The organism is Streptomyces sp. NPDC029152 (assembly GCF_055564355.1).
Genome location: NZ_JBVHWR010000001.1, coordinates 611,165 through 628,898 on the forward strand (window position 1 = coordinate 611,165; position 17,734 = coordinate 628,898).

At 74.9% G+C, this 17,734-nt stretch carries 15 protein-coding genes and 1 pseudogene; 5 read left to right on the plus strand and 11 right to left on the minus strand.

Going from position 1 to position 17,734, the window contains the following annotated elements; translation table 11 throughout:
* Positions 1-7 precede the first annotated feature (7 nt).
* From ACZ4V6_RS02620 to ACZ4V6_RS02645, 6 genes are all read right to left on the minus strand, one after another.
* Positions 8-1,162 (minus strand): alkaline phosphatase PhoX, encoded by a 1,155-nt coding sequence (locus ACZ4V6_RS02620; protein ID WP_467821916.1) that lies wholly within the window; start codon positions 1,160-1,162, stop codon positions 8-10.
* Between the two features lie 160 nt (positions 1,163-1,322).
* Positions 1,323-2,090 (minus strand): SDR family NAD(P)-dependent oxidoreductase, encoded by a 768-nt coding sequence (locus ACZ4V6_RS02625; protein WP_467821917.1) that lies wholly within the window; start codon positions 2,088-2,090, stop codon positions 1,323-1,325.
* Between the two features lie 66 nt (positions 2,091-2,156).
* The gene (locus ACZ4V6_RS02630; protein WP_467821918.1) at positions 2,157-2,741 is read right to left on the minus strand and encodes a TetR/AcrR family transcriptional regulator; all 585 of its coding nucleotides are present in this window, start codon (positions 2,739-2,741) and stop codon (positions 2,157-2,159) included.
* Positions 2,742-2,789: 48 nt separating this feature from the next.
* Positions 2,790-3,140 carry a nitrite reductase small subunit NirD gene (gene nirD, locus ACZ4V6_RS02635; RefSeq protein ID WP_467821919.1) on the minus strand — a complete coding sequence of 117 codons (351 nt, stop codon included), beginning with the start codon at positions 3,138-3,140 and terminating at the stop codon, positions 2,790-2,792.
* A complete protein-coding gene (nirB, locus tag ACZ4V6_RS02640; RefSeq protein WP_467821920.1) occupies positions 3,137-5,758 on the minus strand; it encodes a nitrite reductase large subunit NirB in 2,622 nt (873 codons plus the stop codon). The genes nirD and nirB overlap by 4 nt, the downstream gene beginning before the upstream one ends.
* On the minus strand, positions 5,758-6,975 hold the full coding sequence (locus ACZ4V6_RS02645; RefSeq protein ID WP_467821921.1) for an NAD(P)/FAD-dependent oxidoreductase: 1,218 nt from the start codon (positions 6,973-6,975) through the stop codon (positions 5,758-5,760). The genes nirB and ACZ4V6_RS02645 overlap by 1 nt, the downstream gene beginning before the upstream one ends.
* Before the next feature lie 198 nt (positions 6,976-7,173).
* Here ACZ4V6_RS02645 and ACZ4V6_RS02650 point away from each other — a divergent pair, with 198 nt between their 5' ends.
* On the plus strand, positions 7,174-7,956 hold the full coding sequence (locus ACZ4V6_RS02650; RefSeq protein ID WP_351017894.1) for a sulfite exporter TauE/SafE family protein: 783 nt from the start codon (positions 7,174-7,176) through the stop codon (positions 7,954-7,956).
* Positions 7,957-8,001: 45 nt separating this feature from the next.
* On the opposite strand, the gene ACZ4V6_RS02655 is transcribed toward ACZ4V6_RS02650, so the two are convergent.
* Together ACZ4V6_RS02655 and ACZ4V6_RS02660 are read right to left on the minus strand one after the other, a co-directional pair.
* Positions 8,002-8,622 carry a class F sortase gene (locus ACZ4V6_RS02655; protein ID WP_467821922.1) on the minus strand — a complete coding sequence of 207 codons (621 nt, stop codon included), beginning with the start codon at positions 8,620-8,622 and terminating at the stop codon, positions 8,002-8,004.
* Between the two features lie 111 nt (positions 8,623-8,733).
* Positions 8,734-9,264, minus strand: coding sequence for a hypothetical protein (locus ACZ4V6_RS02660; RefSeq protein ID WP_467821923.1), 531 nt, complete (start codon positions 9,262-9,264; stop codon positions 8,734-8,736).
* Positions 9,265-9,557: 293 nt separating this feature from the next.
* On the opposite strand from ACZ4V6_RS02660, the gene ACZ4V6_RS02665 reads away from it, so the two are divergent.
* Entirely contained in the window at positions 9,558-10,142 is a 585-nt protein-coding gene (locus ACZ4V6_RS02665; RefSeq protein WP_467821924.1) for an NADPH-dependent FMN reductase, read from the plus strand.
* 62 nt (positions 10,143-10,204) lie between these two features.
* Here the strand turns inward: ACZ4V6_RS02665 and ACZ4V6_RS02670 are convergent, their stop codons facing one another.
* Positions 10,205-11,848 carry a M4 family metallopeptidase gene (locus tag ACZ4V6_RS02670; protein WP_467821925.1) on the minus strand — a complete coding sequence of 548 codons (1,644 nt, stop codon included), beginning with the start codon at positions 11,846-11,848 and terminating at the stop codon, positions 10,205-10,207.
* A 115-nt stretch (positions 11,849-11,963) separates the two neighbouring features.
* On the opposite strand from ACZ4V6_RS02670, the pseudogene ACZ4V6_RS02675 reads away from it, so the two are divergent.
* Positions 11,964-12,391 (plus strand): annotated as a pseudogene (locus tag ACZ4V6_RS02675) (gamma-glutamylcyclotransferase family protein).
* 28 nt (positions 12,392-12,419) lie between these two features.
* Here the strand turns inward: ACZ4V6_RS02675 and ACZ4V6_RS02680 are convergent.
* Both ACZ4V6_RS02680 and ACZ4V6_RS02685 read right to left on the minus strand, forming a co-directional pair.
* A complete protein-coding gene (locus ACZ4V6_RS02680; protein WP_467821926.1) occupies positions 12,420-14,525 on the minus strand; it encodes a molybdopterin oxidoreductase family protein in 2,106 nt (701 codons plus the stop codon).
* Positions 14,526-14,639: 114 nt separating this feature from the next.
* Complete coding sequence (locus ACZ4V6_RS02685; RefSeq protein ID WP_467821927.1) at positions 14,640-15,326, minus strand: SanA/YdcF family protein; 687 nt, start codon at positions 15,324-15,326, stop codon at positions 14,640-14,642.
* Positions 15,327-15,490: 164 nt separating this feature from the next.
* Here ACZ4V6_RS02685 and ACZ4V6_RS02690 point away from each other — a divergent pair, with 164 nt between their 5' ends.
* Both ACZ4V6_RS02690 and ACZ4V6_RS02695 read left to right on the plus strand, forming a co-directional pair.
* Complete coding sequence (locus ACZ4V6_RS02690) at positions 15,491-16,270, plus strand: sirohydrochlorin chelatase (protein WP_467821928.1); 780 nt, start codon at positions 15,491-15,493, stop codon at positions 16,268-16,270.
* A gap of 100 nt (positions 16,271-16,370) precedes the next feature.
* Positions 16,371-17,645: a deoxyguanosinetriphosphate triphosphohydrolase gene (locus tag ACZ4V6_RS02695; protein WP_467821929.1), complete on the plus strand. Its 1,275-nt coding sequence runs from the start codon at positions 16,371-16,373 to the stop codon at positions 17,643-17,645.
* Positions 17,646-17,734: the final 89 nt, after the last annotated feature.

Below are 17,734 nucleotides of genomic sequence, written 5' to 3' on the forward strand. Positions count from 1 at the left end.
GGGCGCACTAGGCCCGGAACGGCCCGCGGACCTCGTACGTGATCCCGCCGGACGAACTCCCGCTCGTGCCCCGCTGGCTGGAGAAGTACAGCCGGGTGCCGTCGGGGGAGAACGCCGGGCCGGTGATCTCCGAGCCGGACTGGCCGTCGACGCGCAGGAAGGGGGCGATCACGTCGTCGGGCGTGATCACGCAGATCTCCATGGTGCCCCCGTCCTCCGCCACGAACAGGTCGCCGGAGGAGCTGCCGGTGACGTTGTCGACGCCGGTCAGCGGCGCCGTGCCGGACGTCACCAGGGAATCGTCGTAGGCCAGTTCGATGGTCTGGGCGGCCGCGTCGTACTGCCAGACGCGGTTGTCGCCCTTGGTGGTGAACCAGCAGGTGCCGTCCGCGTAGTGGCAGCCCTCGCCGCCGTTGAAACGCTTGGCGCCGGAGACCTGGTTCCGGGTGGCCGTGGCGCCGGAGGGGTCGGGGACCCGCGCCCACGTCACCGGGCCGCTGGTCGCCGGCCCCGCGACCAGCACCTCCAGCGTGCCGGAGGACAGATCGCCCCAGGTCGTCGGGCGGAAGCGGTAGAAGCAGCCGTCGGTGACGTCCTCCGTCAGGTACACGACCCCACGGATCGGGTCGGCCGCGGCCGCCTCGTGCTTGAAGCGGCCCATGGCGTCCCGCCGCACCGCGGCCTTCACGCCCCAGGGGTCGGTCTCGTAGACGTAGCCGCGGTCCACCTCCTCGCAGGACAGCCAGGTGTTCCACGGCGTCCGGCCGCCCGCGCAGTTCTGCCGGGTGCCGGAGAGCACGCGGTACGCCGACGTGATCGCCCCGGTGGAGGAGAACCGCACCGCGCTCGCTCCGCCGGAGGGGTTGAGCTCCGAGTTGGAGACGTAGATCCAGCCGGAGCCGTCCGCGTAGCAGGCGCCGCCGTCCGGAGCGTCGTGCCAGGTGTACGAGGTGCCCGTGACCTTCCGGCCGGAACGGGCGATCACCCTGCTGGTGAAGCCGGCGGGCAAGCGGATGCCGTTGGCGTCGGGCGAGCCGAGCGCTCCGTACGGTCCGCTGCCGGGCTGGGCGGGGGCGGCGTACGCGGCACCGCGCCACAGGGTTCCGCCGAGGACGGCCGAGCCGCCGACGACGGCCGTGCGCAGGAGGGTACGACGATCCACTGCTGCCTCCGGGTGTCATGACCTCTCCCGCCGCCGGCCGGCGGCGGGAGCGTGCGGTCACGGACCCTAGGGCGGCCGGGTTGACGGACCATGGACAACTCGTGACGGCCGGACGGCGCGTCCCGTCCCCCGGGTGGACGGGACGCGGCCCCGGCGGGACTCAGGCGGTCTGGCCGCCGTCGACGACCAGGTCCGTGCCCACCACCGACGACGCGTCGTCCGACGCCAGGTACAGCACGGCCGCGGTGACCTCCTCCACCGACGAGACCCGGCCGAGCGGCGTCTCGCCCCGCATGCGCGCGGCCCGCCCCTCCTCCGTCTCCCCGGGCCGCAGCGACATGGAGGTCGCCGTGGCGCCCGGGCTGACGGCGTTGATGCGGACCCCGTCGGCGATGTGGTCCAGCGCGGCGCCCCGCGTGAGCACCGAGACCGCCGCCTTGGTGGCGGCGTAGGCGGTGGCGCCCGGGCTGCGCTTGTGCAGGCCGAAGGTCGAGGCGATGTTCACGATCGCCCCGCCGGACGGCTGGGCGCGCATCCGGCGGACCTCCGCCCGGAGGGCGAGGAACACGCCGGTGACGTTGATGTCGAGCTGCTCGTGCCAGTCGTCCTCGGCCAGGTCGGCCACCGGGGTCCCGCCGCGGAAGACGCCCGCGTTGTTGACGGCCACGTCGAGCGAGCCGAAGCGGTCCACGGCCGCGTCCACGACGGCCCCGATGTCGGCGGCCCGGGACACGTCGGCGGTGACGGCCAGCGCCTTGCCGCCCGCCTCCTCGATCAGGGCCACCGTCTCCTCGAGCGGCTCCCGTCCGCGCCCGGCCACGACGACGTTCGCGCCCTCCCGGGCGAAGGCGAGGGCGACGGCCCGGCCGATGCCGGAGCCGGCACCGGTGACGAGGGCGGTCCTGCCGGTGAAGCGCTGGGTGGTCATGAATCTCCCCTTTTCTTGACCGATCGGTTCATTATCGAGGCGTGCGAAGCCCCCCAAGGAGGGGGCTCAGTCGAGCAGCGCCAGTGCCTGTTCCGCCGCGTCCCGCGCGCGTGCCGGGTCCGCCGACGCCTTCCCGACGACCCGCAGTCCCTGGAGCAGCACCAGCAGCATCCGGGCCAGGGCGCGCGGGTCGCGGCCGGCGGGCAGTTCGCCCTGGGCCCGGGCCCGTTCCAGGGTCGCGTGCAGCACCGTCTCGAGCTGGTCCCAGTTGCGTTCGACCCGCCGCGCGGCGACCGGGTCGTGCGGGGCCAGCTCGGCGGCCGTGTTGGTGACGAAGCAGCCGCGCTCCCGCAGCTCCTCGGCGGTCGCCTCGGCCGCGTAGCGCCGCACCAGGGACCGCACGCCCGGCAGGGCGGGGCCCGGCCGGGCCAGGTCCGCCAGCAGGTCCGGGAGCAGCCCCTGCTCGTAGCGCTCCAGCGCCTTCAGGTACAGCTCGCGCTTGTTGCCGAAGGTCGCGTAGATGCTGGCGCGCCCGACGCCGAGGTGCTCCACGAGGTCGGACATCGACGTCGCCTCGTAGCCGCGCCGCCAGAACAGCTCCAGGGCTGCCCGCAGCGCGGCGTCCGGATCGAACTCCTTGGTCCTGGCCACGCGTCGCAGCCTAGGACTTACTGAAACGTTCGGTCAAGAACCGTCGGCTCAGGCGGTCTTCACCTCGTACGTCTCCACCCGCACCGTCTCGTCGTCCAGGCACACCCCGGTCGCCAGGTCGAAGCGCTGCTTGAGCAGCGGGGAGGCGACGAAGGGGCGGCCCCGGTGGCTGCCGGTCAGGCCGCGGGAGAGGACCGCCGCGCCGGTGAACGGGTCGCGGTTGTCGATGGCGTACAGCTCGCCGTTGCGGTCGCGGAACAGGGCCGCCTGTCCGCCGTCCGGCAGCAGGGCCGCCACGCCGCGGCCGGGGAGCAGGGCGCCGAGGTCGCAGGCCGTGAACCAGTCGTCCGCCAGCCGCAGCCGGACCTTCAGCTCGGTCGTCTCGGGTGCCAGGGTCATCGCCGGGTGCTTCCTTCCAGGAGGTCGTTCTCCGAGGGGCGCCGCCTGCCGATGTCCAGCAGCGGCAGGTCGGGCTTCATCTGGTCGCGTTCGGGCACGAAGCCGACAACCGGGTCGGGGGTGTCCGGCGCGTTGACGAAGGACACGAACCGGGCCAGCTTCTCGGGGTCGTCGATCGTCTGCGCCCACTCGTCCCGGTAGTGCGCGACGTGCGCGCGCATCAGGGACTCCAGCTCGTCGCAGATGCCGAGCGAGTCGTGCACCACCACGTCCCGGACGTGGTCCAGGCCGCCGGGGACGCGCTCCAGCCAGGTGGAGGTGCGTTCCAGCTTGTCGGCGGTGCGGATGTAGAACATCAGGAACCGGTCGATCAGGCGGACCAGTTCGGCGTCGGAGAGGTCCTGCGCGAGCAGGTCCGCGTGGCGCGGGGTGGCACCGCCGTTGCCGCCGACGTACAGGTTCCAGCCGTTGGACGTGGCGATCACGCCGAAGTCCTTCGACCGGGCCTCCGCGCACTCGCGGGCGCAGCCCGAGACCGCCGCCTTCAGCTTGTGCGGGGACCTGAGCCCCCGGTAGCGCAGCTCCAGGTCGATCGCCATGCGCACCGAGTCCTGGACGCCGTAGCGGCACCAGGTCTGCCCCACGCAGGACTTCACGGTGCGCAGCGACTTGCCGTACGCGTGCCCCGACTCGAAGCCGGCGTCCACCAGCCGGGCCCAGATCAGCGGCAGCTGCTCGACGCGGGCGCCGAACAGGTCGATGCGCTGACCACCGGTGATCTTCGTGTAGAGCCCGAAGTCGCGGGCGACCTCGCCGATGACGATCAGCTTCTCCGGGGCGATCTCGCCGCCGGGGATGCGGGGGACGACCGAGTACGAGCCGTTCTTCTGGAGGTTGGCCAGGAAGTGGTCGTTGGTGTCCTGGAGGGCCGCCTGCTCGCCGTCCAGGACGTAGCCGCTCGCGCCGATCGCCGGGGCGAGGGAGGCGATGATCGAGCCGACCGCCGGCTTGCAGACCTCGCAGCCGTCACCGCCCCGGGCCTCCTCGCGGCCGTGCCGGTCCAGGAGGTCCTGGTAGGAGGTGATCCGCAGGGCGAGGACGATCTCGTACAGCTCCTCGCGGGTCTGGGCGAAGCAGCCGCACAGGCCCTTGTCGACCTCGACGCCGCCGGCCTCCAGCTCGGCGGTGACCAGCTGACCCAGCGCCTTCACGCAGGAGCCGCAGCCGGTGCCGGCCCTGGTGCACTTCTTCACCTCGGGCACGGTCGTGCAGGAGTGCTCCGTCACCGCGCCGCGGATCGTGCCCTTGGTGACGTTGTGGCAGGAGCAGATCACCGCGTCGTCGGGAAGCGCGGACGGGCCCAGCCGGTCCGGCGCCCCGGCACCGGCGGGCAGCACCAGGGACTCCGGCGGGACGGGCGGGACCGAGCCGGTGAGGGCGCGCAGCGTGCCGTAGGCCTCCGCGTCGCCGACCAGGATGCCGCCGAGCAGGGTGCCGTCGCGGCCGACGACCAGCTTCTTGTAGAGACCCGCGCGGGAGTCGGAGTAGACGACGTCCAGGCAGTCCTCGGCGGTGCCGTGCGCGTCGCCGAAGGACGCCACGTCCACGCCGAGCAGCTTCAGCTTGGTGGACAGGTCGGCGCCGGTGAACGCCGGCTGTCCGGCCTCGTCCCGGGCGATCGCCGCGGCGGCCGTCTCGGCCTGTTCGTACCCCGGCGCCACCAGGCCGTACACCCGGCCGTCGGCGGCCAGCGCGCACTCGCCGATCGCGAACACGCGCGGGTCGGTGACGGTGCGGCACCGCTCGTCCACCGCGATGCCGCCGCGCTCGCCGACGGCCAGCCCGCAGTCGCGGGCCAGCTGGTCGCGGGGGCGGACGCCGGCGCTGAACACGACCAGGTCGGTGGCGAGTTCGGAGCCGTCGGACAGCCTCATGCCGGTGACGGCGCCGTCGTCGCCGGTCACGATCTCCTGCGTGCCGACGCCCGTGTGGACGGACAGGCCCATCCCCTCGATGGTGCGCAGCAGCGCGGCGCCGCCGCCCTCGTCGACCTGCACCGGCATCAGGCGCGGCGCGAACTCCACGATGTGCGAGGTGAGTCCGAGCCCCTTGAGCGCGCCCGCCGCCTCCAGACCGAGCAGTCCGCCGCCGACCACCGCGCCGGTCGTCGCGTTCCTCGCGTACTCCTCGATGGCGAGGAGGTCCTCGATCGTGCGGTAGACGAAGCAGCCCTCGGCGTCCTTGCCGGGGACCGGCGGGACGAACGGGTAGGAGCCGGTGGCCAGGACCAGGACGTCGTAGTCGACGGCCAGCCCCGAGCGGGCGGTCACCCGGCGGGCCTCGCGGTCGATCGTCTCGGCCGGGTCGCCGACGTGCAGCTCGATGCCGTGCTCGGCGATGAAGGCCGGGTCGGTCATCGACAGGTCCTCGGCGGACCTGCCCGAGAAGTACGAGGTGAGCTGGACGCGGTCGTAGGCCGGGCGCGGCTCCTCGCACAGCACGACCACGCGGTGCGTGGCGGTCAGGCCGCGCTCGGCGAGCGCCTCCAGGAAGCGCTGGCCGACCATGCCGTGGCCGACGAGCACGAGGGTGGGGACGGGCCCCGGGGTGGCGGTCATCAGGAGCCTCCGTCGTTGGTGAGCAGGTGGAGCAGGGGGCCGCCGTCGGAGGGGAGCGGCTCTGCTCCCTCCCAGGCGCGCGCCAGCGCGCCGACGGTGCCGAGTTCGCCGACCAGGACCCCGCCGACCAGGCGGTCGTCGCGGACGACGACCTTGCGGTAGGTGCCCCGGGTGGCGTCGGCGAGCTGCACGACGTCGTCGCCGGGGCGGGGGTCGGTCTCGCCGAACGCGGCGAGGTCGAAGGGGCTGCCCGGCCCGGTGAGGGTGAGCCGGGTCAGGGAGCGGGTGCCGGTGTAGCGGGCGGCGCGGTCGCCGGCCAGCAGCGCGGCCAGCGCGCCGGCCTGTTCGAGGGCGGGCGCGGCCAGTCCGTACACCGTGCCCGCGTGCTCGGCGCAGTCGCCGACGGCGCGGATGTGCGGGTCGGAGGTGCGCAGCTCGTCGTCGACGACCACGCCCTTCGCGACCTCCAGGCCCGCCGCCCGCGCGAGACCCACCCGGGGCCTCACCCCGCAGGCGAGGACGACCAGGTCGGCACCGAGGGCGTACCCGTCGGCCATCTCGACCGACCGCACCGCGCCGCCGACCGAGCGCACGTCCCGCACCCGGCACTCGGTGTGCACCTCGACGCCGAGGCCCTCCAGGCGGCGCCGGACGAGCGCGGAGGCGGCCGGGTCGAGCTGGCGTTCCATCAGCCGCTCGGACTGCTGGGCGAGGACGACCTGCGCGCCGCGCGCGGCCAGCGCGCGGGCGGCGGAGACGCCGAGCAGCCCGCCGCCGACGACGACCGCCCGCGCCCCCGGCCGTACCGCCCCGGACAGGCCCAGGCAGTCGTCCATGGTGCGGAACGCGTGCACGCCCCCGGGCAGCTCGCGGCCCGGGGCGAACAGGCCGCGCAGCGGGGGCAGCACGGCGTTGGAACCGGTGGCCAGGACCAGCGTGCCGTACGCGATCTCCGAGCCGTCGGCGCAGCGCACCGTCCGCGCGGACCGGTCGACGCCGGTGACCCGGGCGCGGACCAGCCGCGCGGGCGCCGGCAGGGCGGTCACCTCGGGGCCGAACCGTCCGGCCAGCACCTCCGCGAGCAGCACCCGGTTGTACGGGCGGTGCTCCTCGTCGCCGACCAGCAGTGCGGGCGTGCCGAGCTCACCGAGCCGCCGGGCGAGCGTCACACCCGCGAGCCCGGCGCCGATCACCACCACACGCGCGTTCGAGGTCATGACGACGAGCGTGCGGTGCGGGTGTTACCCGACGGCATCCCCTCTGTTTCCCACGGGGAACGCTGCCCTCAGCGGGGACGGGGGAGGGGTGTGAGGGGCGCCGGGCCCGTCCGGGAGGGGCGCCGGGCCCGTCCGGGAACCTCAGAAGTCCCTCATCTCGATGGACGGCACATCCATCCCGTCCATAGGGTCGCGATCATGCCCGACATATCGCTGACCACGGTCGTCCTGCTGTGCCTCGCCGCCTTCGCGGCCGGGTGGATCGACGCCGTGGTCGGCGGCGGCGGACTCCTGCTGCTGCCGGCGCTGCTGCTCGGCCTGCCCGCCGGGACCCCGGCCGCGCACGCCCTGGGCACCAACAAGGCGGTCGCCATCGTCGGCACCACGGGCGCGGCGGTGACGTACGCCCGCAAGGCGCCCGTGGACGTCCGCACAGCGGTGCGCATCGGCCTGGCGGCCCTCGCGGGCTCCTCGGGCGGGGCCTTCTTCGCCGCCGGGATGAGCACCGAGGTGCTCAAGCCGGTGATCATGGTGGTGCTGCTCGCCGTCGCGGCCTTCGTGATCCTGCGTCCCGCCTTCGGCACCGCCCCGGCCCCCGGTCCGGCCACCCGCCGCCAGATCCTCGCCGCGATCGGCCTCGCGGGCCTCGGCATCGGCTTCTACGACGGCCTGATCGGTCCCGGCACCGGCACCTTCCTGGTCCTGGCGCTCACCGCCGTCCTGCACCTGGACCTGGTGACGGCCTCCGCCACCGCCAAGATCGTCAACTGCTGCACCAACGCGGGTGCCCTCGCCACCTTCGCCTGGCAGGGCGCGGTGCTGTGGCAACTGGCCGCCCTGATGGCCGTCTTCAACCTCGGCGGCGGCATGTTCGGTGCGCACACGGCCCTCAAGAAGGGCAGCGGCTTCGTCCGCGTCGTCCTGCTGACGGTCGTCTTCGCCCTGGTGGCGAACCTGGCGTACGAGCAGTGGCTGGCCTAGGGGTGGCCCGCCCGGGGGCGCTCACCGGCACGGGTCCCGGCCGCCTCACCGGCTGCCGGTGAGGTGGGCGAAGACGACCACGTTCCCCCGGTAGCCGGTACCGCGTGAGTAACCGCCGCCGCAGGTGATGACCCGCAACTCGGGCCGGCCGGCCGCGCCGTACACCTTCCGGTCGGGGAAGTCCGTCGCCGCGTACACCTCCACCGCGTCCACGGTGAACACCGCGACGCCGCCGTCGCGCCGGTCGACCTCGATCACGGCGCCCTTCTCCAGGGCGCCGAGCCGGTAGAAGACGGCCGGCCCCTCGGCGTTGTCGACGTGTCCGGCGACGATCGCGGTGCCCGTCTCGCCGGGCGTGGTGCCCGCCTCGTACCAGCCGGCGAGGTTCTTCTCCTCGGCGGGCGGCACGTCCAGGCTCCCCGTCGGCGTCAGCCCGAGGCCGGTCAGCGGGGCGTCCACGCCGATCGCCGGGATGCGGACGCGGTCGGGAGGGGAGGGCGGCAGCGCCGGCGCGGCGGGGGCCTTTCGTGCCTGCCCGGAGCCGGCCTGCGCGGCCGACGGCTGCGGCGGGGCCCCCGTCCCCGGGCCGCCGCCGAGGAGGTACGCCCCCGAGCAGAGGGCGACCGCGGTGACGGCCGTTATCGCGGTGTTGCCGACCTTGCGCATGACGACCACTCTCCCTCGGGGATCCCCCGCCCCCTCCGGGCCGCGAGGGGCATCGGACCCGGAGGGGGTGGGGAAGTGCGGTACCGGCCGACGGGCAGCGGAGGGTGCCCGTCAGATCCCGTCGCCTCTCGCCCGGCGATGCAGGAGCCAGGTACCGCCCGCGGCGGCGACGGCGAGAGCCGTCACACCGGCCGCGGTCTGCACGGGGTCGGGGCCAAGAGCACCGCCGACCCCCGTCTTGACGCTTCCTCTGGGGTACACCTGCTCGCGGGCGGGGGTCAGTGTGACCACCAGGTCGCCCGTCACCCGACGGCCGCTCTCGGCACAGGTGACGACGATCTCGTACGTCCCCGGCTGCGCGCTCGGCGGTACGTCGATCCGCCCGGTCACCTCGTCCCCGGGCGTGTCCGGCGCCAGCGGGAACCGGCCCGAGCCCACCGCGCCGGCGTCGCCCTCCGCCGAACCGTCCTCGGCGCACGCCGAGGTGGTCACGGTGGCCTCCTCGCCCGGTACGACCGAGGAGGGGTGCACCTCCAGTCGACCGGCGGCCGCGGTGTCCCCGGCGTGCGCGGGCGCGGTGACGAGGCCCGCGGCCGCGACGGCGAGCGCGGTGCCGGTCAGCAGGCGGGCGGTACGTGGCATCGGTGCTCCTTCGAGCTCTTCGGTGGCCCCTGCCCTACCGAGGAAAAGGGCACCGGACGCCCCCCGCTTGTCGAGCGCGCCCCGGGGATGCGACGAACGGGTGTCACCGACGAGCCCGACGAGTCCGCCGGTGATCACGTCTGCGCAGGTCACCGCGGCGGCGCGGGGCGGCGGCGGAAAAGATCCGGAAGGGTGCGCGGCGCGCGTGTGAACGGGTGACCGGGGCGTGCGCGCCCGGATGCCGCGGGAGCGGGCTTGACCTCAAGCAAAGTCGAGGTACCAGGGTGTTCCGCATGACCACACAGACCGCTCCCCTCCACGTGACCCTGATCGTCGGCAGCAACCGCCACGGCCGCTTCGGCCCCGTCGTCGCCGACTGGCTCCTGGACCGTCTCCGCGACCGCGACGACCTGGTCCCCGAGGTCGTGGACGTCGCCGCGACCGACCTGCCCACGGACCTCGCCCGGACCCCGGAGGCGGCCGCCGCGCTGGCGGACGTCACCCCGAAACTGGCGGGCGCCGACGCGTTCGTCGTCCTCACCCCGGAGTACAACCACTCGTTCCCGGCCGGCCTGAAGAACCTCGTCGACTGGCACTACGGCGAGTGGCGGGCCAAGCCCGTCGGCCTCGTCTCCTACGGGGGGCTCTCCGGCGGCCTGCGCGCCGTGGAGCACCTGCGCCAGGTCTTCGCCGAACTGCACGCCGTCACCGTCCGCGACACGGTCTCCTTCCACAACGCGGGCGCGGCCTTCGACGACGCGGGCACGCTCCGGGACCCCTCCGGACCGGACGCGGCGGCCAAGACCATGCTGGACGAACTGGTCTGGTGGGGCCGGGCGTTGCGGGAGGCGAAGGAGAAGCGCCCGTACGAGGCGTGACCACCGCACGGCGGCCGGCACCCCGGAAGGGCGCCGGCCGCCGGCGGGGGCCGGGCGGGCCGTCAGCCCACGTTCACCGCGCTCCACGCCGCGCCGACCGCGGCGTACTCGGTGCTGCCGGTGCCGTACAGTTCCCCGGCCGCGCTCAGGGTGGCGGCGCGCGCCCCCGCGTAGTCCGTGGACGAGGTCATGTGCACCGTCAGCGCCCGGTACCAGATGGCACCCAGCTTGTCCCGGCCGATCCCGGTCACCGTGGAGCCGTCGCACGTGGGGGAGTCGTAGGCGACCCCGCCCACGGTCCGCGCGCCGCTGCCCTCGGCCAGCAGGTACGCGAAGTGGTTCGCGACGCCGGACGAGTAGTGCACGTCGAGTCTGCCGACCGAGGTGCTCCAGCAGTCCGCCGAGGCGCCGTCCCGGCTCGGCCGGTCCATGGAGCGCAGGGCGCCGCGCCCGAAGCCGGAGCGGACGACCTTCTCGCCGACCAGGTAGTCCCCGGGGTCGGCGGAGTTGCCCGCGTACCACTCGACCAGCGTGCCGAAGATGTCGGAGGTGGCCTCGTTCAGGCCGCCGGACTCGCCCGAGTACGTCAGCGCCGCCGTCGACGACGTCACCCCGTGCGACATCTCGTGCCCGGCGACGTCCAGCGACACCAGCGGCCCGAAGGCCGTCCCGTCACCGTCGCCGTACGTCATGCAGAAGCAGGTGTCGTCCCAGAAGGCGTTGTTGTACCGGGTGCCGTAGTGCACCCGGTTGTAGGAGCCCCTGCCGTCGCCCGCGATGCCGGTCCGCCCGTGGACGTCCCGGTAGTAGTCCCACGTGACGTCGGTGCCGTACTGGGCGTCCACCGCGGCGGAGGCGCGGTCGGCGTCCGTGCCCGTGCCCCAGTGGTTGTCGGCGTCCGTGAACACCGTCGAGGGCGCCCGGCCGAGGCAGACGGTCAGGAAGCACAGATCGGTCCTGTTCGCCGCGTCGCCCGTGTACGTGCCGCCGCGCGTCGCGTCCTCGAGCCGGTACGCCGGCCCCGACTGCGTCGTCTGGAGCGGCACCGTGCCGCCGTACAGCGACCGGCCGTCGCCCGACGCCGACTCGATGGTGTCCCAGGCGTCGATGCGGGCGCCCGTGCGCGCGTCGGTGAGCACCGTGCGCGCGACCGGGTTGCCGAGGGAGTCCAGCGCCGCCGCGTTCGTGCGCCAGGCCAGCTTCGGGGCGCCGTGCAGGGCGTCGACGACCAGCTCGGGCTCGGCGGTGAGCCGCTTCAGGAGCTCGCCCGGGTTGGCGGCGCGCAGCGCGTCCGCGGCCAGGTCTGCGGCCCGGGGCGCCGACAGCTCCGGTGCGACGGTGGGCAGGGAGACGGACGCCGTCGTCGCACGGTCGGCGCCCCGGTAGTCGCCGTCGGGGGCGAGGTGGACGACGAAGTCGCCGCCTAGGACGGGGAGTTCGCGGTAGGTGCGGTCGTAGCGGACGTGCTGGGTGCCGTCCGCGTCGACGATGACGTCACGGACCCGCGTGTCCTGGGCGCCGGTCAGGCCCAGGCCCGCGGCGTGGTCCGCGAGGGCCGCGGCGGCGTGGTCGAGGGCGGTGGCGGGGGTCGGCCGGCCGGCGGCGCCCGCGGTGGGGGCGAGGACGGCGACCAGGAGGGAGGCGGCGGTGGCGGCGATGCCGACCGTGGTGGGGCGGGAAGCTCCGACGTGCCGTATTCGGCTCATCGATCTCCTCGGGACGGGCGCTTTCGGCGCGTGGGGACGCTGGTGCTGACTCGGATTCAAGAGCCCGTCTTATGTCATGTCCATAGCCATCACGTGGAGATCGTGGGGGGAGGGAATGACCTTCGTGGATGCCGGCCGACCGCCGTTCTTCGTCCACGGGACGCTGCGCCCCGGCGGCCCCCACCACGCCCGTTTCCTCGGCGGCCGCACCCGGGCCGCGGAACCCGCCCGCCTCACCGGCGCCACGCTGTACCCCGGCCCCGGCCACCCCTACGCCGTCGAGGGACCGCACGGCACGGTGCGGGGCGACCTCGTCACCCCCTTCCGGAGGCGTACGACGACCTGCCGGCCGCCCCGGACCGGCTGGAGGAGTACGTGCCGGGCGACCCGCGCAACCTCTACGACCGCGTGGCCAGGGACGTCGTCCGGGACGCCGACGGGACGTCCGTGCGCGCCCGGGTGTACGTCGCCGCCCCGGCCGTCGCCGCCCGGCTGCGGGCGCACGGCGTTTCGATCGGGAGCGGCGACCGGCGGGTCCGGTGACGCGGCGACCGGTGCCCGGCCGGCACGGCTAGGCCGTCTCCCTCTCCACCCGCACCGCGCACACTTTGAACTCCGGCATCCGCGAGACCGGGTCCAGCGCCGGGTTGGTCAGGGTGTTGGCGCGGCCCTCGCCGGGCCAGTGGAAGGGCATGAACACCGTGTCGGGACGGATGGCGGCGGTGATGCGGGCCGGTGCCACCGCGCGGCCCCGCCGGGAGACGACGGCCAGCGGGTCGCCCTCGGCCGCCCCCAGCCGCGCCGCGAGCCTCGGGTGCAGTTCCACGAACGGGCCGGGCGCGGCGGCGTTCAGCTCGTCCACGCGCCGGGTCTGCGCACCGGACTGGTACTGCGACACCACCCGCCCCGTGGTCAGCAGCACGGGGTACTCGTCGTCGGGCTCCTCGGCGCTCGGGCGGTGCGAGACGGGGGCGAAGCGGGCCCGGCCGTCGTCGGTGGCGAAGCGGTCGAGGAAGAGGCGCGGTGTGCCCGGGTGGGACGCGGTGCCGTCGTCCGGGGCTGCCGGGCACGGCCAGAACACGCCGTTCTCCTCGGCGAGCCGCCGGTAGGTGATCCCCGAGTAGTCCGCGGGCCCGCCCGCGCTCGCCCGGCGCAGTTCCTCGAAGACCTCCTCGGGGTCGGTCGGGAAGCCCTTCTCCAGCCCCTTCCCGTCCCCGAGCCGCCCGGCCAGCCCGTGCAGCACCTCCAGATCGCCGCGCACCCCGTCCGGCGGCGCGATCGCGCGCCGCCGCAGCAGCACCCGCCCCTCCAGGCTGGTCGTGGTGCCCGTCTCCTCCGCCCACTGCGTCACCGGCAGCACGACGTCCGCCAGCGCCGCCGTCTCGGAGAGCACCACGTCGCACACGGCCAGGAAGTCCAGCGACCGCAGCCGCTCCTCGACGTGCGCCGCGCGCGGCGCCGACACCACCGGGTTGGAGCCCATCACCAGCAGCGACCTGATGTCCGTGCCCAGCGCGTCCAGCAGCTCGTACGCGCTGCGCCCCGGCCCCGGCAGCGAGTCGGGGTCCACACCCCACACCCCGGCGACGTGCCGCCGCGCCGCCGGGTCGGTCAGCTTGCGGTAGCCCGGCAACTGGTCGGCCTTCTGCCCGTGTTCGCGCCCGCCCTGCCCGTTGCCCTGCCCGGTCAGGCAGCCGTACCCCGACAGGGGCCGCCCGGCCCGCCCGGTCGCCAGGCACAGGTTGATCCAGGCGCCCACCGTGTCCGTCCCCTTGGCCTGCTGCTCGGGCCCGCGCGCGGTGAGCACCATCGCCGCCTCCGGCGCGCAGAACAGCCGTACCGCCTCCCGCAGTTCGGGAACGGACACCCCCGTGATCCGCTCCACGTACTCCGGCCAGTGCGCCATCGCCGCCGCCCGCGCCTCCTCCCAGCCCGCCGTGCGCTCCTCGACGTACCGCTCGTCGAGGCGCCCCTCGGCGACGACCAGGTGCAGCATGCCCAGCGCGAGCGCCAGGTCGGTGCCCGGCCTCGGCGCCAGGTGCAGGTCGGCCTGCTCGGCGGTCCTCGTGCGGCGCGGATCGACGACGATCAGCGTGCCGCCGTTCTCGCGCAGCTCGCCGAAGTACCGCAGCGACGGCGGCATCGTCTCCGCCGGATTCGACCCGACGAGGATCACGCACCCGGTCCGCGGAATGTCCTCCAGCGGGAACGGCAGCCCCCGGTCCAGCCCGAACGCCTTCGTGCCGGCCGCCGCCGCCGACGACATGCAGAACCGCCCGTTGTAGTCGATCTGCGAGGTGCCCAGCACCACCCGGGCGAACTTGCCCAGCGCGTACGCCTTCTCGTTGGTCAGCCCGCCCCCGCCGAACACCCCGAGCGCGTCCGCGCCGTGCTCCTCCCGCGTGCGCGCCAGGTTCCCGGCGATCCGGTCCAGCGCCTCGTCCCACGAGGCCGGCACCAGCGCGCCGCCGCCGTCCCGGACCAGCGGCGAGGTCAGGCGGACGCTCGACGAGAGCACCGCGGGCGCCGTACGGCCCTTGCCGCACAGGGCCCCCCGGTTCACCGGGAAGTCCGCGCGCTCGGTCACCTCGACGCTCCCGTCGGCGGCGGGCGTCAGATTCATCCCGCACTGCAGCGCGCAGTAGGGGCAGTGCGTGGGCGTGGCGGTGTTCTGCATGCCGTCAGCGTGCGTCGCCCGTGTTACGCGACCGGACGGCCGATTGTTACACCGCCGGGACGGCGGCCTCCCCGCCGCCCTCCGGCCGCGGTGAGGGCCGCGGTGAGGGCCGCGTCACCGCCCGCCGGCCAGCGCCTCGGCCACCCCCGGCTCCTTCGGTCCGAGGAAGCGCGGATCCGGTTCGAACACCGCGTCCAGCGCCGCCTTGCCCGCCGCGAGGACCTCCCGCGCGCCCCCGTAGTACCAGGTCAGGTCGTGCTCGGCGTCGACCCCGACGCCGTACGACGCCACCCCCGCCTCCTGGCACAGCGCCACGGCCCGCCGGATGTGGAAGCCCTGGCTGATCAGCACCGCCCGGTCGACCCCGAAGACCTTCTTCGCGCGGACGCAGGAGTCCCAGGTGTCGAAGCCCGCGTAGTCGCTGACGATCCGCCCGTCGGGCACCCCGTGCCGGACGAGGTAGGCGCGCATGGCGTCCGGCTCGTCGTACTCCTCCCGGCTGTTGTCGCCGGTCACGAGCACCACCTCGATCCGTCCCGCGCGGTAGAGCCCGGCCGCCGCGTCCAGCCGGTGCGCGAGGTACGGCGACGGCTCGCCGTCCCACAGCCCGGCGCCGAAGACGACCGCGACCTCGGTCCGGGGCACGTCGGCGGTGGTGCGCAGCCGGTCACCGGCCGCCACGTACGTCCAGGTCGCCGGCAGCAGCGCCAGCACGCACCCCGCCATCACCGCCCGGACCAGCCGTCGCTGCCCCGCGCGGGTGCGCGGAAGGCGCGGTCTGCCAGGTCTCCAGCGGCGCATGGGTCGGTCCCTCCCCGGTCGTCTCCTGCCCCCAGGGACGTACGGGCGCGCCGTCCGGTTCGCCCCCCTGCTCACACGGCGCGGCCGGGGACCTGTGAACCGACGGAAAACCTCCGTCACGTCCGCGCAACGGGGAGGCAACGTGCGACCGCCACCCTCGGTGCATGACGGCGACGACAGTGACGGGCAGGACGACGAGCACGGCGACCCCCGGCGGCGCCCCCGCCCTGGTCGTCGTCGCCCACGGCAGCCGCGACCCGCGCGCGCTGAGCACCGTACGGGCCCTCCTCGACCGGGTCCGCGCCCTGCGCCCCGCGCTTTCGGTGCACCTCGGGCACATCGAACTCAACGCCCCCCTGCTCCCGGACACCCTGGCCGCGCTCGGCGACGGGGAGGCCGTCCTCGTGCCGCTGCTGCTCACCCGCGGCCACCACGTCGAACGGGACGTCCCGCAGACGGCCGCGGCCTCCCCGGCCCGCACCCGGGTGGCCGCCCCGCTCGGCCCGCACCCCCTCCTGGTGGACGCCCTGCACGAGCGCCTGACCGAGGCCGGCTGGCCCGCCACCGCCCCCGCGGACGGCGCCGTCGTCCTCGCCTCCGCCGGCTCCCGCGCCCCGGCCTCCCGCGCGGACACGGCCCGCACGGCGGCGCTCCTCGCCACCCGCCTCGGCGTCCCGGTCGTCCCCGCCTACGCCTCGGCGGCCGCGCCGACGGTGCCGGAGGCCGTCCGCGCCCTGACCGCCGAGGGCCACCGCCGCATCGCCGTCGCCTCCGGCTTCACCGCCCCGGGCCGCTTCGCGACGGAGTGCGCGGCGGCCGCCCCGTGGATCGCGTCGGCCCCCCTGGGCACCCACCCGGCGATGGCCCGCCTCCTCCTGCACCGCTACGACGAAGCGCTGAAGCCCGGCAGCGGTGCGAAACGCCGGGTGCCGGCGTTCCTCTAGGGGCGCGGCCGGCCGCACGCGGCCCGCCGGCCGCGCGACCACGGAACCGGGCGGACGCACAGGTCCCCGGCCGTCACACCTTCCGCATACTGTTCATGGCATGGAAGGCACCACACCCCCCGCCCCGTACGATCCCGCGTCAGTGGCCCGCTGGGCCCCGGAACCGGACAAACGCCCCGGCCGCACCGCCTTCCAGCGCGACCGCGCCCGCGTCCTGCACTCCTCCGCCCTGCGCCGCCTCGCCGGCAAGACGCAGGTCGTCACGCCGGGGGAGCGCAGCCCCATGTGGGACGCCAGCCCCCGCACCCGCCTCACCCACTCCCTGGAGTGCGCCCAGGTCGGCCGCGAGCTCGGCGCCGCCCTCGGCTGCGACCCGGACCTGGTGGAGGCGGCCTGCCTCTCCCACGACCTCGGCCACCCGCCCTTCGGCCACAACGGCGAGACCGCGCTGAACGAGTTCGCCGAGGACTGCGGCGGTTTCGAGGGCAACGCCCAGTCCCTGCGGCTGCTCACCCGCATCGAGCCCAAGCGGTTCACCGAGGAGGGCTCCGTCGGCCTCAACCTCACCCGCGCCGCCCTCGACGCCGCCACCAAGTACCCCTGGTCGCGCGGCGCCCACCCCACCGACCCGGCGTCGCCCAAGTTCGGGGTGTACGAGGACGACCGCCCCGTCTTCGCGTGGCTGCGCGAGGGCGCCCCCGGCACCCGCACCTGCTTCGAGGCGCAGGTCATGGACTGGTCCGACGACGTGGCGTACTCCGTGCACGACGTCGAGGACGGCCTGCACGCCGGTCACATCGACCCGAACTGCCTGCTCGCCGACCCCGAGCGCGAGGCGGTCTTCGAGGTCGCCGTCGGCCGGTACGTCCCCGCCGGCACCGACCACGCCGAACTCGCCGCCGCCCTCGACCGCCTCCTCGCCCAGGACTGGTGGCCGCACGGCTACGACGGCTCGGCCGTAGCCCAGGCCCGTCTGAAGGACGCCACCAGCCAGCTCATCGGCCGCTTCTGCCTGGCCGCCGAGGCCGCCACGCGGGCCGCGTACGGGGGCGGACGCCTCACCCGGTACACCGCCGAGCTGGTCGTCCCCCGCGAGACCCGCATGGAGTGCGCGGTCCTCAAGGCGGTCGCCGACCGGTACGTCATGCAGCGCGCCGAACAGGAGCGGCTCCGCGCCGACCAGCGCGTCGTCGTCGCCGAACTGGCCGAGGCGCTCACCGCCCGCGCCCCCGACGGCCTCGACCCCCAGTTCCGCGCCCTGTTCGGCCGGGCCGGCGACGACAAGGCCCGCAAACGGGTGATCGTCGACCAGATCGCCTCCCTCACGGACGCCTCGGCCCGCTCGCTTCACGCCCGTCTGACGGGTCATCCATGAGACTGTCGGTGGCCTGATCGGGTCACTCCCCCTTCCCGCGCCGGGCCGTGTGCGGGACGCTCGCATCTGGCGGCACCCTGACGAGGAGG